We start from the raw sequence: 23,855 nt of genomic DNA, 5'->3' as shown, positions 1-23,855 counted from the left end.
TATCTTTGATAAAGATAAGAAATTGTATGGAGCAAGATTTAAGTAATTACAGAAAATCTTATGGGAAAGAGAAACTACTGGAGGAAAATCTGAAAGAAAATCCTTTGGAGTTCTTCAGAGATTGGTTTTTAGAAGCAGATTCTGATGAGGGAATTACTGAAGCTAACGCAATGACTGTGACGACAATAGGGCTGGATGACTTCCCTAAAGCGAGGGTGGTTTTGCTCAAAAAATATACGGAAGAAGGCTTTGTCTTCTACACCAATTATGATAGCGAGAAAGGAAAAGCCATAGCGGCAAATCCCCACATATGCTTATCTTTTTTTTGGCCTGTCTTGGAGCGGCAAATCATCATTAAAGGAAGAGCCGAAAAATTGGCTGAAAATTTATCTGATGGTTACTTTGAGTCTCGACCTCTACCAAGTCAATATAGTGCGATTGCTTCACCACAAAGCGATGTGATTTCTAGCAAAGAAGTTTTAGAAGAAAAAATTAAGGCTTTAGAAAAAAATAATACCCTACCAAAGCGGCCAAAAAATTGGGGTGGATACCTAGTAAGGCCAATGAGTATGGAGTTTTGGCAAGGAAGACCCAATCGATTACACGATAGATTTCGATACACTTTGCAGGAGAATTATGATTGGAAAATAGAACGATTAGCCCCTTAAAAAATGAATGAAGAAAAAGATTTTTATGAGCGTTTGAAAAACGAGTTAAATAAAGTTGAAGAATTTCCTACCGATTTTGTTTATAAATTTATCATACCAACAAGCAATAAAACGATGGCAGAAATTCAGCAAATCTTTGATGGAGCTAGGCCACAAGTGGCAACCCGAGAATCCAAAAAAGGTAAATACACGAGCATTACCGTTAGAATTTTTGCATTAGATGCAGACCAAGTCATTTTTTATTATAAAAAAGTAGGAGAAATCAAAGGAGTCATCATGCTCTAAATGTATTCAGAAAGTTATAAACGCTTGCAAAATAAATTCCGGCAGTTTCTGTTCTAAATCTCTGATTTCCAAAGCTAATGCTTTTGTAGCCTAAATCTATAGCTGTATGAATTTCATCTTCAGAAAAATCACCCTCGGGGCCGATTAGAATTAGACTATCTTCGCCAGGCGACAGAACGTTTTTTAGCAAACTAGTTGGTATCGCTGAATTGCAATGGGCTATAAATTTATTTTCTAGATTTTTTTTAAGGCTTAGAAAATTTTTAAAATCCTGCAAATCATATAATTGGCAGCGATGAGCTTTCAAGCTTTGTTTAGTTGCGGCATCTGCAATTTTTTGCCATCGTTCTACGTTAATTTTTCTTCTTTCGGAATGAAAAGACGTTATAGGGAATATATTTCTTGCGCCTAGTTCCACTATTTTTTCAATCAAAATTTCAGAACGCTCATTAGATTTTGTCGGTGCAAAAGCGACTGAAAGTTCAGGGAAATTATTTTGAATTTCTCGCTCTTTTCCTAGAGAGATTAAGCTTTGTTTTTTTGTAATTTCTAGAACATGACCTTCAAACATTTTGCCTTTGCCATCGGTGACCAAGACTTTATCATTTTTTCTAAGCCTTAAAACTTTTTCTAAATGATGCGTTTCTTTTTCATCTAAAATGGCTTGGTTGTTCTCAAAATGAGCAAAAAATAAATTCATAGTTTTAATCTTGGGTTAGCAGTTACACTTAAATCAGAAAAAAGAGCATTCTCGTATTTCAATCGCCCTACGATGGCAATCATTGCGGCATTATCTGTAGTTAATTCAATGGGGGGGATGTGAATTGAGTAATTTTCTTTTTCTAAACTTAAAAATTTATTTCGAAGAAGAGAATTTGCGGATACTCCTCCTGCTAGAACTAAATTTTTGATATTTAAATTTTTAGAAGCCTTTAAAAAATTTTCTAATAAAGTCTCTACAATAATTTTTTGGATGGAAGCGCATAAATCATTCAAGTTTTCTTGAATAAAGTTAGGATTTTCATCACATTTTTTTTCTAGGAAATATTTTACTGCCGTTTTTAATCCACTGAAGCTGAAATTATAAGCGTCCATTTTTGGTTTGGTGAAATCAAAGCGATTTTTGTTTCCTGTTTTTGAATGTTGGTCTATCCACGGACCAGCAGGGTAGGGCAAACCGAGCATTTTACCAATTTTATCAAAGGCTTCGCCAGCAGCATCGTCTTTGGTTTCGCCAATTACCTTGAGCGAATCTATACTTTCTATTTTCACAATTTGTGTATGGCCGCCACTTACTGTGAGACACAGGAACGGAAAGTCAGGTGAATTTTTTTCATCGTAAAAGTTAGCAAAAATATGAGCTTGCATGTGATTGACACCGATGAGGGGAATGCTGAGTGCCTGAGACAAACTCTTGGCAAAGCTGCTGCCGACCAAAAGTGAACCCATTAGCCCAGGTCCTTGCGTAAAAGCTATGGCATTTACATTTTTAAGCGATATATTTGCTTCTTGCAAGGCAACCGTGAAAACGGGTATGATGTTTCTGAGATGGGCTCTGGATGCTAGCTCAGGAACAACGCCGCCATATTTTTGATGAATTTTTTGACTATTAATGACATTAGATAAAATTTTATTACCTTGAAGCACTGCAACAGAAGTATCATCACAAGAAGATTCTATGCCAACGATTATAGGGTCTTTCATATGGCAAAGTTAACTTTTTTTAATGTTTAAGCTTTGAAGCATTTATTTAGAATTTTATTTATTTTATTGGCATCGGTTTTAGCACTGCTGTTGCTGCTCATGGTCGTCATTCAAATTCCTGCTGTACAGTCCGAAGTAGCATCAAAAGTGATGGAAAGGGTAAATGAGCAGTTTGGCACTCAGGTAAAGATAGGAAAAGTAAATATCAATTACTTAGGCAATGTCAAATTATACCAAGTCACGGCGAAAGATCATAGAAATTATGAATTTATCAATATTCCGCAGCTTACGGCAGAAATTAGTTGGCTAGACTTGTATCGGAATTCCAATCACGTCAATATAAATGCGGCAACTTTGGTAAATCCTCGCGTAGATGTGTTTACTTACTTGGGCGAAGAGAAATCTAATTTCATCAAATTTATCGATAAGTTTGTTTTAGAAGATAGCACAAGGGGCGATTCTGAATTTGTTTTGAGAGGGAATTTGGAAATACAAAATGGGAAACTGAAAATTATAAATCATAATTTGGTTCAGAATTCGAAAGTCTGGCTAGATGCTAATCGCTTGAATGCTAGATTAGAAAAAATTAGTGTAGAGGGGAAAACTTATATTGCGAGAATTAAAAAGTTGCGTTTTGATGCGGTGAAAAACAGAGAAAAATACCAACTGAAAGATTTGACTACAAATTTTAAAATGACAGATAAGGGTTTGTTTTTCAATGACTTGAATTTAGAAACGCAATCTTCTCATTTAAACGGATTTTTACATTTGACGTACGATCATATAAGCCAATTTTCTAACTTTAGTGATCGTGTAGAATGGAATGCAAAATTTACTGAAAATAATAAATTTGCTTATAAAGATTTAAGATATTTTGTTCCTAATTGGCAAGAGAATCAAGTTTTTAGTCTTTCAGGAGAGGTGAAAGGATTCTTAAATAATTTAAGCCTTAAAAAATTTTCACTAAAGAATAAAGAAACTTACATCGATGCGCAGTATTTAAATTTCCAGAATTTGATGAAAGATGGATTTTCTCTCTCTGGGCAAGACCTAAATCTAGCGACCTCTTACACAGAATTAAAACAAATTTTACCCCAAAATTATACTCAGTATATTACAGATTTTATTGCTCGATTTGGGAAAATGAGCTACGTTGGAAACTTTAGCTTGGATGGTAAGTATTTGAGAGCCAAAGGTTTTGCGTCTACAAAATTGGGTAACGGGCAATTGGATTTAGTGTTATCTGATTACAGCGGAAATCACCCACACTACCAAGGGAGTCTAAATACCGACCAATTTCACCTAGGAGCTTTGGCAGGTACAGAAAATCTGGGTAAAGTGAGTGGAAATATTCGCTTTGATGGGCGTGGATATGATTTGGATTTATTGGACGTTGATGCAGTAGGGAAGTTGAATTACTTAGAATTTAATAATAATCGATTTAATCATATTAATTTTGATGGAAAGCTTGCTCAAAGAGCATTTAAAGGATTTTTGGCGATAAATGATAGCCAAAAAGCAAGGCTAAACTATCAAGGAATTTTTGACTTTAGTGCGCCTCAATTAAAAATGGATTTTAACTCAAAAATCGATTATTTAAATTTAAATTACTTTGGTATTTCTAAGACAAAGAATACTTGGATTAGTGGTGATATAGAGGGAGTTACAAACTTTAGTGAAATCAATGATTTAAGTGGAGAATTCAAGATTCAAAATTTAACTTTCAATTCAGATACCGTGCAAATGAATTTGCCGAAGTCTAATGTGTCGGTATACCAAGATGAATTACAACAGAAAAATATAGATGCCAATATACCGGGGTATCTCTCAGGGAAAATTATTGGAAAATTTCATTTAGATGAATTGGGTGTTTTATTTGAAAATGGAGTGGGGAATTTCATGGTAAATTACGAGCATAAGCAAGTAAATAAGAATCAATATTTAAATTATGCCATTAAAATTGAAAGTGATTTATTGAAGTTTTTTGTTCCAGAAAGTAATATTCAGCCTAATTCTCTATTAGTTGGGACGTTAAATAATGATGAAAAAATATTTGAAGTTGATTTTAAAACACCTGAAGTAAAATATCAAAATTACATTGCACAAAATTTGCATTTTTTGGCTTCTACATCTATTGACAAGTCTTTTTCTGCTAAGGCTGATAAAATTGAAGTCCAAGGAATTAATGTTGAGAAATTTAATTTTGAAGGGAAAACTAAAAGCGATACCTTGCTGGCAAAAGCACATTTTTTCACAGGTGAAAATTTGTATGGCGAGTATGATTTAAATTTTTATCAGACCTATGATGCCAATCAAAAAATAAAAATTGGATTTTCCCCCAGTACGATAAAGTTTGATGAGCAAGTTTGGAATATCAATCAGTTTAGTGATTCTGATTCTAATTATGCTATTATTGATTTTGAAAAAAATAACTATGATTTGGTCGAAATTTTATTAAATTCTGAAGAACAATTCTTGAAAATCAATGCAAATTATGTTGATGATGACAATTTTAAACTTCAGGCTGATGTCAATAAAGTCAAACTTGAGAAGGCTATACCTAATTACTATTTAGGAGATCTCGGGCTGCGTGGAACGGTAAATGGAAAATTAAATGTCACAAAATCTAACAATAGTTTGAGACCAATTGCTGATATTGTGGTAGATAGCATTTATCTTAAAGAGCAGTACGTAGGCCGTTTTGTTGCAGATGCAGAGTATAGCGTGGGTGATAATCTCTTCAATATCAACGGAAGTTTAGACCGCAATGAAATCAATACATTAATTCTTACAGGGGCGATAGATAACAAAGGCGAAAAACCTCAGTTGGATTTATTGGCGAATTTTGATGACTTTAATGTGAATTTGATGGATGCTTTTCTGTCAGACATTCTGAGCCAGTGGAAAGGGGAAATCTCTGGTGAAGTAGCGGTGAAGGGAGATGTGGGAAATCCAAGTTTTGTAGGAAATATAACGACTCGAGATTTAGGCTTTCGGGTGGTTTATCTTGGCACTTACTATACCTTGATAGGTGAAAATGAGTTTGATTTAAACAAGCAGCCAGGGCAAAGTGGTTTGCTAGATTTAGCGCAAGTAGAAATAATAGAATCTACGAGTAAAACTAAAGCTATGGTAGATGGTTCTTTGATTTTTTCTAGTATTTCAGATTGGTTTTTGGATTTAGAAATTTCTAGTGACCGTGTGATGGTGATGAATACTACCGTAGCCGATAATGAACTTTTCTACGGTAAGGCTTTCGTTCAAGGGGAATTATACATGTTTGGTCCCGCAGCAGATTTAGAAGTCTCAACAGGCTTTGATGCGAAGGTTCTAAAAGGTTCAATCATCAATATCAATACAGGAGGGACTAAAACAATAGGAGAAAATAAATTCATACAATTTTATTCTTATGACGAATCAGGTCAGCTGGTAGAGAGTGAAAAAAATTCTCAGAAAATTCAAGGTTTTTCAATGGATTTAGTCGTGGATGTAGATGATAAGACAATTGTAAACCTCGTGCTAGATGAGAAAAGCAATGATGTGATACAAGCACAGGGCTTTGCTGAAAACTTTGAAATAGCAATGAACAAGGCTGGGAATTTAAGCATCAATGGTGATTATAACATCACCGACGGAATTTATAGTTATAGAGAAGGCATCATCATCAACAAAGATTTTGACATAGAGAAAGGAGGTTTTATCCGTTTTACTGGCGACCCATACAATACCCAAATGAACATCAAAGCTGTTTACTCCAGAAATGTAAATAACATTGGTACTTACTTGGGAATCAACTATGTACAGCCCACCGTGGTGGATTTAATTATAGGAGTCAATGGAGACCTAAAAAATACTCAAATCAACTTAGATTTAGAAACTCCAGAAACCAGTACACAAGTGAAAAACTTACTTTCCAGCAAATTAAGGGATAATCCTGATGAGAAAATAAGGCAGGTAGGGTCTATTTTAGTTTTAGGAAGATTTGATTCCAGTGAAACCATCGGCGCAAGTACAGCAACAGATGCAGCCGCAGCATCAGCTTTTGAACTTTTGAGTAAGCAGGTAGGGAACGTGTTTTCTAATATCATCCCAGGCTTAGAAATCAACCCGACTTATCTACAATCTTCAGACAGCCGAAATCAATCAGATAAAATTCAAACGGAGTTTAATCTCGCTATAAATAAGCGATTATCAATCAACGGAGCTGTAGGCACGCCTCTCGGCTCACAATATAATGAGCAGATTACAACACAACTAGAGTTAGATTATGACATCTCAAAAGCAGCTGATGGAGGATTACGTTTCCGTGCATTTTCACGCCCTTCTACTATTGGGTTAGAGAATTACAACGTCAACGTCAGTTATACCCAAAGCTACGGCGCAGGGATAGTCTATAGGAAGTCGTTTTACCATTTTAGAGATTTATTTACGTTTAAAAAAGCTGAACAAGAAAAAAATATCTCACCCATCAAAGAAGAATCAGCCCCCCGAATGGATAGCATAAAAGAAGAAAGCAGACGAATAAAAGACTCGCTCAAACAAAGACAAAACAAAAAAGATATATCATTCCTACAATTTAAATAAATTTTTTAACAAACCCTTTTATTTAGCATATGATTTATTTTCTTGGTAATATATCATGTGTTTTTGTTTAAATAATTGAATTTTATTCTTAATTTTGTTCTATAATTGAAAATAATTTTATGAGATCAAGGTATAAAATTGATAAAGTAGACAAGCAAATTTTACAATTCTTAATTCAAAATACGAGAATGCCCTTTACAGAGATAGCCAAAAGGATGGAAGTTTCTGCAGGTACAATTCATGTAAGAGTAAAAAAGTTAGAAGAGGCAGGAATCATCAAAGGAAGTTCTCTAGAGATTGACTATGAGCGTTTAGGCTATAAATTTATTGCCTATATCGGTATTATGTTGACAAAATCAAGCCATACGAAAAGCGTTATTGCCCAATTAGAAAAAATCCCAAACGTGACGGTAGCAAATATAATCTCTGGGCGATACAACATCTTCTGTAAAATTAGAGCAAAAGATACGAACGATGCACGTGATGTGATTTTCAAAATTGATGAAATTGAAGAAGTTTCTAGAACTGAATCTATGATTTCTTTAGATGAAATCATCGACGATAGAAGCCGCCTGTTGACTAATATCTTTATGTAACTGAGAGCAAAAATTTTTTAAGCCTTAGAAAAAATATGACATAAATTTTTAAATCGGTTTTGAGAATTTGAAGCCGATTTATTTTTTTCCTACATTTACATGTTAACCATCATAGTTAGTGAAAATGAAAGGTCAAGATTATTTTGAGAACACTTCCAGTGAAAAGAATTTAGGATTCAAACTAATCATAGGGCTTACCGCTTTTATGATTTTTTCAATCTTAGCCATTAGACTTTATAGCCTGAGCACGTTGCAAGTAGCGCCAGACCCCACGCTATATGCAGAACCAGCTTGGTATAACTACACCGTTATATTCCTGTCTGCGGTCGCTTTAGGCATGCTTTATTTGACTTATCAGTACAAAAAAAATGGAGTCTATGGCACAATACTCAGTCTATTTATAATCATTCTTATCAACCCAGAATTTTCATTATTAAGGACGCTAGCCCCCATGTTTACACTTTTTATATTTGTCGGCTACGGATTATTTGAAATTATCCCGAAATGGAAATTCTTTAAATAACTAAAATCAACTTAAAATCTAAACAGATTCTTAGCTAAACTTCTTTTTCCGATAGAAATAAATAATAAAAAATAAAAGGCTTAAAAAAATACTGGGAATAAAAACTGAGAGCCAACGCCATTCATTTTTAGCGTTTTGCACCAAGCTTTTATTTAAAATCTTATAACTTTCAGAATCAGTATCAAAACCAAAATTTAAATTTTCGCCCAGCATATACTGCAAGGCATTGATGAGGAAATTAGCATTATCATAAATCACATTTGGAGCAGATTTCAAATCTGGACGCAGGCTGTATTTATCGGCACCGAGAGGCAGTGGGGTTCCTCTGAAAACGTGATTTTTGATGAAATCCCCATCACTGATGAGCAATAATTTCCCCTGTTGAGTTTTTGATTTGAAGTTATTCAATTGCTGAGAAACTATTCGCCCAGCGTAGGCAGAACCAATCTCACCTGAAACTAAAACGGCTAAAGGGAAGGGAGTTCCTTCTAGGTAATTCTCGGGAATTGTTCTATCGATTTCAGAAAAATTGATGTAGGAAAGCGGTTTCTGCAATTGAGTATAAGGAGACGTGCTCAGTAAAATTTGATAATGTGTACTTTCTCTAGGCAGAATTTCTATCGGGTTTGCAAATTCAAACTTTAGCGGATTATTCAAATTCTGATTAATTTGATGATTTTTAGGTGAAATTGCCAGCGGGAAATAAACCCAAGGGAATTGCTCGTAAGCCGTGTTTTGCTCTACGTTACCAATCGCAAGTGTCACGTAAGCCGCTTGTAAATCTTTGATGAGAGACGGGACAATCCTTAAACCATATGCGAATAATAAATCATCTAAATTATTATCTCTAGGGAAACTTACAATATTATCAGAACGAAAAAGGCTATCCATCTCGGCATCAACATTTTCAGTCAAAAACATTAAATTCCCACCTTTCATGAGATATTGGTCTAGGTAAATTTTATCATTATCACTAAATGGCTTAATCGGCTTGGCAGAAATAATTGCCGCTAGAGAGTCGGGTTCAGGAATCTTCTGAATGTCTAATTCTCCCGTGCCAGAAGTAATGGGAGTCGTCAACGGTTCAAATTGGAAATAAGGAGAAGCCGCCATTAAAAATCCGTCTAAATATTGTGGCAATAATTCATCATGATGCACCATTAGTCCGATTTTAGGTTTTTGAGTTTGCACGACATTTTTTAAAGCCTTAAAAAATTTATTCGGAATTTCTGCTATAGATTGTTCAGCTCTGTCATTCACAGGAATTTTCCTGTTATTTAAAACAGAAATCACATGAGTTTTCCCATTATAATTAAAGCTTGCATAAGGGAAAATCCGTAAAATTTTACTCTCCGTAGGTACCGCCAAGCCTTGAATGCCAAGATTTGCTAAAGAATCTAGATTTAGACCTTCCGCCACGGGATTGATGATGCTGTATTCTATACTTTTATTCTCTTGATGAAAAAGCTTCACCCACTGCAAAACCTCATTACGCAAGGCTCTGAAACTCCCCGTCATTTCTCCGTCTAAGTAGAAATTAATGTGCAATGGCATCTCTGGTGTTTGCAGCAATTCTTTTGCAGATTCTGTGAGTGTAAATCGTTGATTTTCGGTGAAATCCCATCTTGTTTCAACCCATTGAGAAAGAGCGATTAAGATTAAAATTCCAATAGCAATTATCCAATTTTTCATTTTTGATTTAATTTTTGATGAGCTAGAAAAATGAAAAGAAAACTAAAGCCGATAAAGTAGCTGCAACTGCTCAGGTAGAATATGCCTTGAGTGAAGCGCTCGTAGTGAAACTTTACGCTTAGACTTTGGGTGAGGTAGTCTAAACTTCCAATTAAATTATAATCGGCTAAACCGCTGATGAAAAAATAGAAAAAAGCATTGATAAGTACGGCTAAAATGTAAGCTAAAATTTGATTGGAACTGATGGCTGAAGAGAAAATTCCGACAGAAATAATGAATATCCCTAAAAATATAAGCCCCAAATATGAAGAGAAAAGCAGACCGCTATCAATACCATTGAGGCTGAAATGCTGTACGATGAAAAAAAAAGTAAGGCTTAAAAAAATGAAGGTGAATAAGCCTGAAAAAATGCTTAGAAATTTTGTCGCAACAATTTTGCTCATGTCTACGGGCATCGTCTTCAGCCAGTCTAGTGTTTCTTTTTCCTGTTCTTCGGCAAAACTCTTCATCGTCATCGCTGGTAGTAGAATGATTAGAAAATAAGGAGCAATTTGAAAAAATGGATAGAGATTGGCCTGATTTAGCTCAAAAATATTGAAGTTTCCGCTGAAAAAGAATAGAAACAAAGCTGACCCAACCAAGAAAATAAAACCGAGTAAATAAAACCCGATAGATTTATAAAGGCTTAATAATTCTTTGATAAATAAATTCATGATTTATTTCGATTAACTAATTTGACAATCAACATGATAAGTGCACCCATTGCTACAAATGAAATCAGCGCCCAATACCAATACGCCATAAAAGATTGTTTTAAAATAACCGCAAAAACGACTACAAAGAGAATAATGGTGGCGACTTCGTTCATCATACGTAGTTGCACAGAGGTGTATTGAGTTTTTTCTTTTTGTAGATTTCTAATGGTTTTCCATGTCCAGAAATGGTAAGCGGCCAAAATCCCTACAAAGACTAATTTCACAATCATCCAACCTTGGGTTATAAATCCCCAGTGAGTTAGATGAAGCATGTAAAAGCCACTGATAATCATTATGATAAAGGCTGGGAGCGTGATGATATTCCAAAGCCGTTCTTGCATGTAGATTAGCTGCTGATGCAAGATATTGCCTTTTTCATTTTTTAGTTCCAAAGCTTCGGTATCATAAACAAAAAGACGAACCATGTAAAATAGCCCAGCAAAATAGCTTACGACAAAGATAATGTGAATTGCTTTTAAGATTTGATAAGTCATTTATATGAATTTTACGGTGACGTGCGTTCCAATACTCAAGCCCATCAGAGAAGAGGCGCCGCCATAGGATTGTAAATTAGGTTTATAAATAGCGATTTCTAGAAAATCATTACTGTTAAAAAGAGCTATCCCATCGCCGTGATATTCCACTTCTTTAGTAAAATCTTTCACAACATCACTGTAGCGATTGGCTAATTTTTCAAAAGTTAAATTTCGTACAATAATTTGAAAATCTCTTCCACGGCGGCATTCATTAAAGAGCCTGTAAGAAATATTTGTTATCGCATTTCCAAAATTATCAATATAAATCACAGTGCCAATGATGCTCTTATCCTCCTTGATTTGGGCACGCAATAAATTCAGTTCCCTATATGAATTGGTGGGAGCTCCGATGACGTTTAGTGAGCCGCCGCGGCACAAGTGACAAGCCACAGGAACAAAGATATCTCTCGTCGGGGAGTTGCTGTAGGGTTTGTATTTATTTATAGTAATTTCTACAATTTCTTCAGGTTGACTTTCACTCAGAATTAAAGATAAAATACCATTATCTGCACAGATGAAATAGTGATTGGCAATTTTAGCCGCCAAGAGTTTTTTATTTTCATTAGGCAAAGCATCAACACCGATGATGTGAATGCTTTCCTCTGGGAAGTCTTGATAAACATTTTTGATAATATAAGCTGCTTCGCCAATATTAAAAGGTGAAATTTGATGAGAAACATCAACAATGGTGACCTGAGCCAATTCCTTTAAAATAGCCCCTTTCACGCTAGCGACAGAAAAATCTTTCAGCCCAAAATCAGTTGTGAGTGTAATTATTGACATCTTTCAAACACAAATATATTGTATATTTTTGTAGTTTTATAGTTAAAATAAAAGCATTTGAATAAACTTATTTTAGAATTACAAGAAATTAGCGTTCAAGAATTTTATGGAACGAATAATGAGAATTTAGATTTCATCATCCATAAATTCCCAAGCCTTAAAGTTTCCGTGCGTGGTAGAAAAATTTCAGCCTCAGGCCCTGAAGAAGATTTGAGAAAATTTGAATCTAAAATCGAAGAAATATCTGAACACATGTTGCATTATAACCGATTGAATTTTCAAGATTTAGAATATATTTTTGATGAGCAATCAATACCGTTTTCTAAAACTAGAAACATTGATGATGTGATAGTTCACGGTGTCAATGGGCAGCTAATCAAGGCCCTAACGCCCAATCAAAGAAAATTAGTGAATGCCGTGCAAGAGAAAGACATGATTTTTGCCACAGGCCCAGCAGGAACAGGGAAAACTTATACCAGCGTGGCTTTGGCAGTGCGAGCTTTGAAAAACAAGGAAGTCAAGCGAATTATTTTAACGCGGCCTGCGGTAGAAGCTGGCGAAAGTTTAGGTTTTTTGCCTGGCGATTTGAAGGAAAAGCTTGACCCATACCTTCAGCCGCTTTATGATGCACTTCGAGATATGATTCATTATGAAAAGTTAGCAAATCTAATTGACCGAGGAACCATAGAGGTAGCACCACTCGCCTTTATGCGTGGGCGAACGCTAGACAATGCCTTTGTGATTTTAGATGAAGCTCAAAATACGACACATTCTCAGATGAAAATGTTTCTAACGCGCATGGGTAAAAGAGCAAAATTCATCATCACCGGAGACCCAGGGCAAGTCGATTTACCTTTGAAGCAAAAATCGGGATTGAAATTGGCGATGCATATTTTACAAGACATCAGAGACATCGCTTTTGTGCAACTAGACGGGAAAGACGTCGTGCGGCACAAACTAGTCAAAGAGATAATAGATGCTTATGCATCAGAGGAAAATCAATCATAGAAATCTGAAAAGTGATTAATTTTTTTAAGCCTTGGTATTTTTTCCTATTTTTTTTGCTGGCAGTAGCCTTAGGCTTTGGTTTGTTTTTGCCGCTCATGGAAAACGACTCAGCTCAGCATGCCACTATGGCTTGGCGAATGGCAAGAGAAAACGATTTTGCTCATATATTCAAAGGAAAACAGCCGTACCTAGACAAGCCACATCTCCATTTTTGGCTCTCGGGCTTGTCTTTTGAAATTTTTGGTAAAGCGGAGTGGGCGTATCGTTTACCCGCTATTTTATTAACGCTGATTTCGGGTTACGGAGTTTTTTCTTTATCAAAATTAATGTATCAAAAAACAGAAATTGGGCAGCTAGCAGCTTTATTTTACCTCACCAGCCAAACCATTCTCCTCAGTCTGCACGATGTGCGAACCGATGCTGTTTTGACTTCAATGCTTGTTTTAGCCATTTGGCAATGGGCAAAATTTTTAGAGAAAAACAATCTATCAGCAGCGCTATTAGGTGGAATTTTCACCGCCTGTGCATATTCTACCAAGGGGCTGGTAGCTGTAGCTTTGGTAGGATTATTTTTATTTATAAGAGTTGCTTATCAAAAAAATTGGGAGAAATTACTGAACTACAAAGTTGCACTGGGAATTTTAGCTTTTTTTATTTTTTCTCTGCCGATATTCTTGACCTATTATCATCAATTTGGTTGGGAAGGGGTAAAGTTTATCGCAATGGGGCAGAGTGCAGAACGCTTTCAAGGAGGAGAATTTGGGCAAGCTGGTAGCCAAGATTATTTCTTTTACTTTCACACCTTGCTTTGGGCTTTTTTGCCATGGTCACTTTGGTTTTATTTATTGACCTTCCAAGTGGGATTTATTGATAAAAAGAAAAGATTAAAAGAAATAGCTACACTCTCTACAGCTTTGATTTTTATAATGGTAATGAATTTCAGTCAATTTAAGCTTCCGCATTACATCAACCCGATTGTTCCACTCATGAGTATTTTTACAGCAGCACAAATTTTAAATTTAAATCAGAGTGAAAATCAGAAATTTTTTAAGGCTTTTAAAATTTCAAGTTATATAATTCTTTTGCTAGGCATGCTACTCTTGGCAAGCATGGCAAGCTATTTTTTCCCGATAAGGAAAAGGGAAATCCTCATTTTGTTTTTAATTTTAATGGGGCTTAGCTTTTTTATTTTTATTCAAATAAAAAACCAACTTTATCGATTAATTTTTGGGTTGGCAGCTTTTATTTTATTAGCAAATATTTATTTAAATTCTACTTTTTATAAAAATTTAATTGAAAATTACCAAGCAGACACTCAAATAGCTAAATTTGTAGAAAGAGAAAATTTAACTCAAGAAAATATTTTTGTCTATGATAAGCTCCATTCTTGGGCACTGGATTGGAGCCTGGACAGAACGACTCCTACAATGGAAGAAAATGAATTGAAATTACAGCAGAAACCTTATTATTTAGTGATTTCTGATGAAAATTTACATCAAATTGAGCATTTACAACATTCGGTAGTCTTTACAGCTAACGAATTCAGAGTCACACGTTTATCATTCAAGTTTATAAACCCCAAGACTAGAGCGAGTCAAGTTAATCAATTTTTTTTAGTTAAAATTTTTTAAGCCTTTAAAAAAAATAGGAAAAATAAAAAAATACCCCAAAAAATACTCGAGAAGCTAAACGTCTCCACAACAGAATAGCCTTTATTGTAAATTACTTTCAAAAGACACTACCTCAATAAGTGTGTAAGACTTATTCAGTAGCCTGAACAATAGGGTAGGTTTTCCGTGAGCATTCTACAAGCATTCTCAGGCAATTTTAATTTATCGAAGTCTCAAGAGTATATATTTTTAAATTAAATTTCTAAATTGATATTTTGGACTAAATATTGCATGTTTTTAAATTACGATTTAAATATAATTTAAAGATTTATTTTATGAAACCAAATTTAGGAATTGACGAAAAAAATTTAATAGCTGTACAAGATTTGTTGAATCACGTATTGGCAGATGGCAATATCTTCTACATCAAATTAAGAAACTTCCATTGGAATGTAAAAGGCAAAGACTTCATGGAATATCACTTATTGTTTGAAGAGCAATACACTGCCTTGGCAGAAGCTATTGATGCTATAGCAGAGCGTGTGACTACGCTTGGCGGGACTGCCATCGGGACAGCGAAAGAATTCGCAGAATACTCTAGCCTAGAGGAAACGCCAGGTAAAGTCCCTCCAACACTAGAGATGGTGAAAGAGTTAGTTCAAGATCACGAGACCATTATCCAAAGTTTGCGAGAAAAAATTGATGCTTGCGAAGAAAAATACAAAGATGTCGGCTCAGCTGATTTCTTGACAGGTTTGCTAACTGACCATGAGAAAATGGCTTGGAAGCTAAGACAGTACTTAGCTTAATGAGTTGAATTTCAAGAAATTAATTCAATCCTTCAAAGATTTACTTCGGTGATTTTTGAAGGATTTTTTTAAGCTTAAAAAAATTAAATTGATTCAATTTCGTGGACATTAATCTTCGTTAAAAATTTTCCGTAATTGATGACAATACTGTCTCCTTCTACGCGTTCTACCGTTCCTACGCTGCTGCTTCCTTTAATTCTGACTCGCTTACCAATTTTGATTTTATCAATTTTTGCCTGAGTTTGCTTTTTTTCTACCGCTTCAACTTTTTTCTTAATTTCCTCAATATTCTCTGCCTGCTTTTGCATTTCACGTTTTAGCGCTTTTTGCTTTCTTCGTTCTACTTTTTTCTCTTGAAAATGATTTTTAGGCTTTTTAGCATTTTCTGTTTCAATAAGTTTTAAGAAATCTCCAATTAATTTTTTTCGACTTTTATTTTTCAAATAATTATCAGCAAGCTCCTCAATTCTTTTACCTAATTGAATATTTTTTTGTTCTTTTTCATAAAGCCTTTGAAAATCCACCAATTTAGACTGAATTCTATCTTGCGTTTCTTCCAGTTGATTCTTTTGTTCATCAGACGCATTTCTCAGCTCTTCCAGTTCATTACGAGTTTTCTGAATGTTAAATTTCTCTTGCTGTAGTTTTAGAATAGTTTTATCTAGGCGAACTTTATTTCTTTCGATTTTCTTTTTTGCCCGATTAATTAATCGGAAAGGGATTTTATTTTTTTGAGCCACTTCAAAGGTAAATGAGCTCCCTGCTTGCCCAACTTCTAGCTGAAAAAGCGGCTCCAAAGTTTTCTCGTCAAACAGCATACTTGCATTTTTGGCGGCATCCCATTGTTCTACCAAAACTTTGATATTGGTGTAATGCGTGGTAAAAACGCCAAAAGCACCCATACTATAAAATTCTTCCAAAAAAACTTCGGCCAGCGCACCTCCCAGTTCTGGGTCTGAACCCGTCCCAAATTCATCGATCAGCAGTAATGTTTTATCATTTGTATTGTAGAGGAAATTATGCATTTGCTTGAGTCGATATGAATATGTACTTAGTTGATTCTCAATTGATTGATTGTCTCCAATATCGGTGAAAATCTTTTCAAAAAAGCACATTTCAGATTTTTCATGCACAGGAATCAGCATTCCACTTTGCAACATTAGTTGTAGTAAACCAATTGTTTTCAATGTTATACTCTTTCCCCCAGCGTTGGGGCCAGAAATCAAAAGTAATCGGTTATTTTCATCAAACCCCAAACTTTGCGGAACAATTTTTTTCTTTTCTTTCTGGTGTTTAAGCCAAAGCACAGGGTGGTAAGCTTCTCGTAAAAGCATTTTTTTATCTTTGAGATGAATTTTGGGTAAAATTGCTTGTATTTCATCAGCATATTTCGCTTGTGAAGCAATTAAATCCATTTGGAAAAGAAAATTCTGATACGCAATCAAATCCTCTTGATATTCTGCGAGCAAAGCAGTCAATTCACGCAAAATGACTTTGATTTCATTTTTTTCATCTTCGGTCAACTCATCCAATTCTCGCTGAGATTGTAGTACGGCTTCAGGTTCTATGAAAGAAATTGAGCCAGTTTTACTCGTACCAACCATTCGCCCAGGAACTTTTTTACGATGCATCGAGGCTACCGCCAAGACACGCCGTCCGTCGATGACAGATTCTCTGATATCATCCAAAAACTCGTTGTAATGGCGCATTGCTCCTGTAAAACGCTCACTCAAAGCACGTTGAGTTCGCTTCAGCCCCTCACGAATTTGGGCTAAGCGTGGCGTTGCATTATTTTTTATTTCTCCTGATTTCTCAAAAACCCGATTGATGTGATTAAGGATTTCATTTTCAAGATTAAGCTTTTGAATATGATGAAAAAAAACAGGAAAATAAGCTTCAAATCGTGTTAAAAATTTGACTAAATCTTTGATTTGTAAGATTTGTGAGCGAATGGCCAAAAATGCAGCGAGCGGCATCTGATAATTTTCAATATCTAAATTATTGAGTTCCTCTCGGATGTCGTCGTAGTCTGAAAATGGAAAGGGCGTACTGGATTGAATTCCAGTCAAAAACTCATTGGTTGCCTTCAGACGAAAAAGTGCTGCTTGATGATTTTCTAAAGGCTTTAATTTTTCTATCACAGCAGCGACACGTTCTGTCTTAGCATATTTTTTCACTTCAGCCAAAACCTTTTTGAATTCTAAATCTTCTAGCGTTTTATCGGGAATATTCATCATTGCAAAAATATTAAATATTCCTCCAAATTTTAAGCCTTTATATAAATTTTAGTAAAAGTTGATTATACTGACTTAAATTGTTGAATATTTTTTTTTAAGGCTTTAAAAAAATTAAAAATCCTTCTGTTCCAACATCGGGACGAATTTATAGTCTCCAAATTCCATTTGCTCATATTTACGTTCGCTTACCTTTAGGAAACTATACATTTTTTGATTATTTTCACCGATGGGAACTACGGCAATTCCTCCAATCCTGAGCTGTTGCAGTAATTTTTTAGGGATAATGGGGCTACCAGCCGTCACGATGATTTTATCAAACGGGGCAAAAGTGGGCAAACCTTTGAACCCGTCGCCATAGGTTTGGTAAACGGGCGAAAGTTCTAAAAGTTGAAACATTCTTTTAGAGAATTTGACGAGTTTTTGCTGACGTTCGATGGTGTAAACTTTTGCACCCATGGCGATGAGAACCGCCGTTTGGTAGCCACAGCCTGTGCCAATTTCTAAAACTGATTCGCTAGGAGAGAGATGCAATAAACTGCTTTGGAAGGCGACCGTGTATGGATGAGAAATGGTTTGGTCTGCGGCGATCGGGAAGGCTTTGTCTTCGTAAGCAAAATCCTCAAAAGCAGAGTCAATAAACAAGTGCCTGGGGATTTGCCCCATGGCTTGCAATACGTTTTCATCATCAATTCCCTTTGCTATTAGCCGTTTTATGAGCTGTTGGCGTTTGCCTTTCTGCCTAAAATTTTCTGTCCACATGGTGCAAAAATCTTAAAAAATAGCTAAAAAATCACTTTTTTAATTAGATTATATTTATTTTTAGGCAAAATTTTAATATGCTGAACATTGGAGTTGCAGGCGCAGGCCATTTGGGGAAAATTCATTTGAAGCTTTTACAGCAATCTGAGAAGTTCAATTTGATTGGTTTTCACGATACTGACCGGCAAACTATTGAATTTGCTGAGAAAATGGGGTATCAATATTTTGAAAATCTTCAGGATTTACTTGATCAAGTGGATGTTTTGGATATTGTGACTCCTACGACTTCACACTTTAAAATAGCAGAACAAGCCATCAAAAACAAAAAACATATTTTTATAGAAAAACCTATTTCACAAAGTCTAAAAGAAGCTGCTTTTATAAAAAAAATGGCAGAAGAATATGGAGTTTTGGGGCAAGTGGGGCACGTAGAGCGGTTTAACCCCGCTTTTTTGGCAGTGCAAGAACAGATTAAAAATCCGAAATTCATTGAAATTCACCGCTTAGCAGAGTTTAATCCGCGCGGAACAGATGTGCCAGTCGTTTTGGATTTGATGATTCATGATTTAGATATTATTTTATCTATCATTGATTCTGGGGTAAAGGAAATTCGCAGCAATGGCGTGGCAGTCGTCAGTGAAACGCCTGATATTGCGAATGCAAGAATTTTATTTGAAAATGGCTGTGTGGTGAATCTCACGACGAGTAGGATTTCGATGAGAAATATGCGCAAAACTCGAATTTTCCAAAGAGATGCCTATATTTCGATTGATTTTTTGGAGAAAAAATCAGAAATAATCCGAATAGAAGATGCTGAAGAAAATAGTACGGATGAATTTTCTATGATTTTAGAAAATGCTGAACATGTAAAGAAAAAAATTTACTTCGAATACCCCAAAATTGAAGCAAATAATGCTATTTTGCAAGAATTAGAAGAATTAGCAGATAGCATCAACCATGGGAAACCAATCAAAGTGAAGTTGGAAGACGGGTATAAAGCATTGGAATTAGCCTATCAAATTATTGATAACTTTTAATTTATGAAAAATTTACAGCAAATTCGAGATAAATTTAACGTTTTAAATCAAATTTATACTCCATCAGAAATTAATACGATTTTCTATGCCTTAGCTGAAAAGTTTTTAGGTCAAAAAAAATCAACACTGAGAATGGGTTTACATGAACTAAATTCTAAATTAGATGAGAAAGAAATCTTGTTTGATAATGCTCTTTACGCCTTACAAAGAGGAGAACCTTACCAATACGTGTTGGGAGAAGCTGAGTTTTTTGGCTTGCGCTTGAAGGTGAATTCGCAGGTGTTGATTCCTCGGCCAGAGACAGAAGAATTGATAGAATGGATGCTACAAGATATTAATGATTTAGAAAAATTTAATGGGAATATTTTAGACATCGGGACTGGTAGCGGAGCAATTGCCTTGGCATTGAAGGCTAAATTGCCTTCAGCAAATGTATATGGTATCGATTATCGGGAAGAAATCATAGAAGTGGCAGAAAATAATGCGAGAATTAATCATTTAAAAGCTGATTTCCGTGTAATGAATTTATTTGAGTCTGATTTCAGAGAATTGCCTTACTTTGATTATATTATTAGCAATCCACCATATATTCCTTTGCAAGAAAAGGAAAATATGCCTGATGTTGTTAAAAAATTTGAACCAGAAACAGCACTTTTTGTTGAAGATGAAAACCCGACAAAATATTATTTTGAAATAAGCCAAAAAGCACAAGATATTTTGAAACCAAAAGGAAAAGTTTTTGTGGAAATTCATCAAAATTTTGCAGAAAAAGTCAAAGAAATTTATGATTTTGGATTTTCTAAAACGGAACTGAAAAAAGATATTTCTGGAAATTGGCGAATGCTAAAAGCTTCAGGAACTTACACGTGTGGGTGAAGTTTTTTAAAGCCTTAAAAAATAAATAAGAAAGATTGAAAAAAATGAGTTGGATAGAGAAAATGCTTTTTTCTACAAGAGCGATGGCTGTGATGTTGTTTGTTTATGCTATTTCCATGGCTGTGGCTACTTTTGTGGAAAATGATTTTGGTACACCAGCTGCCAAAGAAATGATATACTATAGTTGGTGGTTTAATTTAGTACAAGTTTTGTTGATAATTAACTTTATTGTCAATATTTGGCGTTACCGCTTGTGGCGAAAAGAAAAATGGTCTGTTTTGACTTTTCACTTAGCTTTTGTCATTATTTTCATTGGGGCAGCTTATACGCATCTTTTTTCAGTGGAGGGGAATATGAACATCCGCGAGGGTGAAACTTCTACAGAAATCATTAGTAGCCAGACTTATATGAAGATGAGTCTTTTTGACGATACACAAAATTTGGTGTACGAGACCCCTTATCAAATGACTTATTTTGACCGAAAGGAAGCTTCTTTTCCTTTTAAAAGACAGTTTGAAAAAAAATATCAGTTTAAAGATAAAGTGATTTCTCTGAAGGCTTTAGATTTTATTGAATTAGCAAAAGATACCATTTTGGAAGGAAGTGGTAAGCCGACTCTGGAAATCGTGAGCATAGGGCAGAGCGGAAGGGTAAGCAATTACATTCAAGCGGGGGAAATCAAAGAAATAGCTGGTGCAATGTTTAGTTTTGATAACCCAATTCCTGGGAGCATTCAGATTGCTCAAACTCCTGAAGGGCTAAAGATAAATTCTCCGCTGGAGGGGCAAAGCATCAAAATGGCAGGGCAACAAATCGGGCAAGTGACAGATTCATTAGCTTTGCTGCAGACGCAACAGATGATTTATGTGGATTCTGTACAAGACTTAAATTTAAAATCACTTTACCAAATTGGCCCAGCAAATTTTGTTTTACCTCGAGAGGTTTTTTTAGCTAAAGTTGATTACATTCATGGCGATAAAAATAACCCACAAGATCAGAATAATGCTAATGCAATATTTGTGGAATACGATGACGGCAGTGTGAAAGACACTCTCTTGGTGCGTGGTAGCGTGGGTAGCACGGGCTATAGTATAAGAAAGAATATCAATGGTTTGCAAGTTTCACTTGGTTTTGGTTCTAAAATTATCAAAACGCCTTTTGGCATGAAATTAAGAGATTTTGAGATGGAAACTTATCCTGGCTCAGGAAATCCAGCATCGTATGCAAGTGAAATCACAGTTATTGATAACGGAAAAGAAGAAGATTACCGTATTTATATGAACAATGTTTTAGACCATGGCGGTTACCGATTTTTTCAATCCAGCTACGACCCAGACCAAATGGGGACACGCCTGAGTGTAAACCAAGATCGCCCTGGAACGATGTTAACATACATCGGGTATATTTTACTATTTATTTCTATGTTTTTCACTCTGTTTTGGAAGGGGACACGTTTCTACTCTTTACACCAACAATTAAAACAATTAGGCCAAAAAAGATTCCTTGTACTCATTTTAGTTTTAGCAACCATACAAAGCTGGGCACAAGATAGTGTGCCACATACGCATCAGCACCCCAAAACGGATTCAATAGAAATGGCAACTCCTTTCTCCACAGAAACGGAAACGCTTATTCCAGCAGAGGAAGTCGTGAAAAAGGTGAAGTTTAACGCTGAGCATATTAATGAGCTAGAACATCTGCTAGTGCAAGATGACCAAGGGCGGATAAAACCCCTTGGAACCCACGCTTTGGAATTGCTTCGGAAGATATACAAAAGTGATAAATACGCTGGTCTGCCCGCTGTAGGCTGGTTTATGTCTGTGCAACAAGACCCTTCGCTGTGGGCAAAAGCGTCGCTGATACGAGTAACGGATAAGATTGGTCTAGATTTACAAAAAAAATTAAAAGTTGATAAAACGGGACATACCTCATTATTGAATTTAGTGGATTTAAACACAGGAGCTTTCTTATTAGCTGATGAATATTCGACAGCATTTCGCAAAAAGCAGTCGGAGAGAAGCAAAGCTGAACAAGAAATTCTAAATGTGACAGAACGATTTAGCATATTAGATAATATAGCAAAAGGCTATTACCTAAAGATGATTCCAGTGAAAAATGATAGAAATGAAACATGGAATAGCTGGCTAAAATCTGTAGAGCCTTTAGAAATAGACACAACGGCCTTAGCTTTCTTTAATACCTATTTCAACCGCTTGGGGAAAGCACAAAAATCAGGTGATTGGCAACAAGCCAATAAAAGCCTGAAAGAAATAAATGAATATCAACAAAAATGGGGGGAAAATGTAATTCCACCAGCAACCAAAGTCAATATCGAAGTTTTTTATAACAAAGTAGAACCATTCTTTTTTGTGATGATTGCTTATACCTTTTTGGGAATTATTCTATTAATTTTAGGATTCATTCAAATTTTAGCACATAAACCACGATGGTTAAACGGCATCATCAAAGCTACTTTAGGAATAACTTTATTGGTATTTTTAATCCATGCCATTGGGCTGAGCTTACGTTGGTATATTTCAGGTCACGCCCCTTGGACTAACGGTTATGAGGCCATTATTTTCATCTCATGGGTAAGTGTATTAGCTGGTGGATTGCTCTACCGCAACGGGAACGCCCTGTTACCTGCAGCAGGCTGTCTAGTTGCAGTTATCATGATGGGATTTGCGCATGGTAGCTCACTTCTAGACCCTCAAATTACGCCATTGGCTCCAGTATTAAATTCGTATTGGCTAATTATTCATGTAGGAATCATAGCCTCCAGCTATGCCTTTTTTGGACTAGGAATGATGCTATCTATTTTTTCTTTAATTTTATATTTTTTTAAGCCTTCCAAAAAAATTCAACACACCATCAAAGAATTAACTGTAGTAAATGAAATGTCGCTAACCATCGGGCTATTTGCCTTGACAGTAGGTACATTTTTAGGAGGAATGTGGGCCAATGAAAGCTGGGGACGCTACTGGAGCTGGGATCCCAAAGAAACTTGGGCATTCATCTCAATCATCACTTACGCCATAGTGTTGCATATGAGGCTAGTGCCAGGTTTGCGAGGAAACTATGCATTTAATGTAGTTTCACTATGGTCAATTTCAAGCGTGATAATGACTTATTTTGGAGTCAATTATTACTTGACAGGTTTACACACCTATGCAGCGGGAGACAGTATTCCGATCCCAGCGTGGGTACCCATTGGAGTCGTTTTATTCTTAAGTTTAAGTTTATTATCCTATTATTTTCATCGGAAAAATCTCAAATCCAACCAATAAAAAGTTGCTTTATGGAAAATAAGTTTTAAATATCATAAAATTTTTAAAGGCTTAAAAAATATGCTTCCCGACGAAATGTTTTTGACTAATTGATAAACAGAATGTT

Annotated in this window: 19 protein-coding genes; 11 read left to right on the top strand and 8 right to left on the bottom strand. The window is 35.4% G+C overall.

Annotation, left to right across the window (positions count from 1 at the left end):
• Window positions 1–26 precede the first annotated feature (26 nt).
• Together pdxH and QOX03_RS05065 are read left to right on the top strand one after the other, a co-directional pair.
• A complete protein-coding gene (gene pdxH / locus QOX03_RS05070; protein ID WP_283670282.1) occupies window positions 27–668 on the top strand; it encodes a pyridoxamine 5'-phosphate oxidase in 642 nt (213 codons plus the stop codon).
• Window positions 669–671: 3 nt separating this feature from the next.
• Window positions 672–953 (top strand): DUF493 domain-containing protein, encoded by a 282-nt coding sequence (locus QOX03_RS05065; RefSeq protein WP_283670281.1) that lies wholly within the window; start codon window positions 672–674, stop codon window positions 951–953.
• On the opposite strand, the gene QOX03_RS05060 is transcribed toward QOX03_RS05065, so the two are convergent.
• On the bottom strand, window positions 943–1,653 hold the full coding sequence (locus QOX03_RS05060) for an RsmE family RNA methyltransferase (RefSeq protein ID WP_283670280.1): 711 nt from the start codon (window positions 1,651–1,653) through the stop codon (window positions 943–945). The two genes, QOX03_RS05065 and QOX03_RS05060, sit on opposite strands and share 11 nt — an antisense overlap.
• Window positions 1,650–2,657, bottom strand: a complete 1,008-nt coding sequence (gene tsaD / locus QOX03_RS05055) for a tRNA (adenosine(37)-N6)-threonylcarbamoyltransferase complex transferase subunit TsaD (protein WP_283670279.1) — start codon at window positions 2,655–2,657, stop codon at window positions 1,650–1,652. Before tsaD ends, QOX03_RS05060 begins: the two co-directional genes overlap by 4 nt.
• Before the next feature lie 33 nt (window positions 2,658–2,690).
• Here tsaD and QOX03_RS05050 point away from each other — a divergent pair, with 33 nt between their 5' ends.
• The 3 genes from QOX03_RS05050 (at window position 2,691) to QOX03_RS05040 (ending at window position 8,360) form a co-directional block, all read left to right on the top strand.
• Window positions 2,691–7,241 carry a translocation/assembly module TamB domain-containing protein gene (locus tag QOX03_RS05050; RefSeq protein ID WP_283670278.1) on the top strand — a complete coding sequence of 1,517 codons (4,551 nt, stop codon included), beginning with the start codon at window positions 2,691–2,693 and terminating at the stop codon, window positions 7,239–7,241.
• A gap of 119 nt (window positions 7,242–7,360) precedes the next feature.
• On the top strand, window positions 7,361–7,837 hold the full coding sequence (locus QOX03_RS05045) for an Lrp/AsnC family transcriptional regulator (RefSeq protein WP_283670277.1): 477 nt from the start codon (window positions 7,361–7,363) through the stop codon (window positions 7,835–7,837).
• 124 nt (window positions 7,838–7,961) lie between these two features.
• Window positions 7,962–8,360: a hypothetical protein gene (locus QOX03_RS05040; protein WP_283670276.1), complete on the top strand. Its 399-nt coding sequence runs from the start codon at window positions 7,962–7,964 to the stop codon at window positions 8,358–8,360.
• A gap of 30 nt (window positions 8,361–8,390) precedes the next feature.
• Here the strand turns inward: QOX03_RS05040 and QOX03_RS05035 are convergent, their stop codons facing one another.
• From QOX03_RS05035 to QOX03_RS05020, 4 genes are read right to left on the bottom strand one after another with little or no spacing between them, the layout of a single operon-like run.
• Window positions 8,391–10,052 (bottom strand): Gldg family protein, encoded by a 1,662-nt coding sequence (locus QOX03_RS05035; protein ID WP_283670275.1) that lies wholly within the window; start codon window positions 10,050–10,052, stop codon window positions 8,391–8,393.
• Window positions 10,049–10,765, bottom strand: coding sequence for an ABC transporter permease (locus tag QOX03_RS05030; RefSeq protein ID WP_283670274.1), 717 nt, complete (start codon window positions 10,763–10,765; stop codon window positions 10,049–10,051). Before QOX03_RS05030 ends, QOX03_RS05035 begins: the two co-directional genes overlap by 4 nt.
• Window positions 10,762–11,301, bottom strand: a complete 540-nt coding sequence (locus QOX03_RS05025; RefSeq protein WP_283670273.1) for a CopD family protein — start codon at window positions 11,299–11,301, stop codon at window positions 10,762–10,764. The genes QOX03_RS05030 and QOX03_RS05025 overlap by 4 nt, the downstream gene beginning before the upstream one ends.
• A complete protein-coding gene (locus QOX03_RS05020; protein WP_119057548.1) occupies window positions 11,302–12,126 on the bottom strand; it encodes an SAM hydrolase/SAM-dependent halogenase family protein in 825 nt (274 codons plus the stop codon).
• A 57-nt stretch (window positions 12,127–12,183) separates the two neighbouring features.
• Between QOX03_RS05020 and QOX03_RS05015 the strand changes: the two genes are divergently transcribed.
• From QOX03_RS05015 to QOX03_RS05005, 3 genes are all read left to right on the top strand, one after another.
• A complete protein-coding gene (locus QOX03_RS05015) occupies window positions 12,184–13,134 on the top strand; it encodes a PhoH family protein (RefSeq protein ID WP_283670272.1) in 951 nt (316 codons plus the stop codon).
• A gap of 11 nt (window positions 13,135–13,145) precedes the next feature.
• A complete protein-coding gene (locus QOX03_RS05010; protein WP_283670271.1) occupies window positions 13,146–14,765 on the top strand; it encodes a glycosyltransferase family 39 protein in 1,620 nt (539 codons plus the stop codon).
• Between the two features lie 314 nt (window positions 14,766–15,079).
• A complete protein-coding gene (locus QOX03_RS05005; RefSeq protein WP_283670270.1) occupies window positions 15,080–15,553 on the top strand; it encodes a Dps family protein in 474 nt (157 codons plus the stop codon).
• 83 nt (window positions 15,554–15,636) lie between these two features.
• Here QOX03_RS05005 and QOX03_RS05000 read toward each other — a convergent pair whose 3' ends face one another.
• Together QOX03_RS05000 and QOX03_RS04995 are read right to left on the bottom strand one after the other, a co-directional pair.
• A complete protein-coding gene (locus QOX03_RS05000; protein WP_434800618.1) occupies window positions 15,637–17,787 on the bottom strand; it encodes an endonuclease MutS2 in 2,151 nt (716 codons plus the stop codon).
• A gap of 114 nt (window positions 17,788–17,901) precedes the next feature.
• Window positions 17,902–18,549, bottom strand: a complete 648-nt coding sequence (locus QOX03_RS04995; protein ID WP_119057553.1) for a protein-L-isoaspartate(D-aspartate) O-methyltransferase — start codon at window positions 18,547–18,549, stop codon at window positions 17,902–17,904.
• A 77-nt stretch (window positions 18,550–18,626) separates the two neighbouring features.
• Here QOX03_RS04995 and QOX03_RS04990 point away from each other — a divergent pair, with 77 nt between their 5' ends.
• From QOX03_RS04990 to QOX03_RS04980, 3 genes are read left to right on the top strand one after another with little or no spacing between them, the layout of a single operon-like run.
• Window positions 18,627–19,586, top strand: a complete 960-nt coding sequence (locus QOX03_RS04990) for a Gfo/Idh/MocA family protein (protein WP_283670268.1) — start codon at window positions 18,627–18,629, stop codon at window positions 19,584–19,586.
• Window positions 19,587–19,589: 3 nt separating this feature from the next.
• Window positions 19,590–20,462 carry a peptide chain release factor N(5)-glutamine methyltransferase gene (gene prmC / locus QOX03_RS04985; RefSeq protein ID WP_283670267.1) on the top strand — a complete coding sequence of 291 codons (873 nt, stop codon included), beginning with the start codon at window positions 19,590–19,592 and terminating at the stop codon, window positions 20,460–20,462.
• Between the two features lie 44 nt (window positions 20,463–20,506).
• A complete protein-coding gene (locus QOX03_RS04980) occupies window positions 20,507–23,749 on the top strand; it encodes a cytochrome c biogenesis protein CcsA (RefSeq protein ID WP_283670266.1) in 3,243 nt (1,080 codons plus the stop codon).
• Window positions 23,750–23,855 lie beyond the last annotated feature (106 nt).

Source organism: Candidatus Ornithobacterium hominis, assembly GCF_951229915.1.
Classification (GTDB): domain Bacteria; phylum Bacteroidota; class Bacteroidia; order Flavobacteriales; family Weeksellaceae; genus Ornithobacterium; species Ornithobacterium hominis.
The sequence above is the reverse complement of the archived record's forward strand: the minus strand, read 5'-3'. Positions and strand labels throughout refer to the sequence as shown.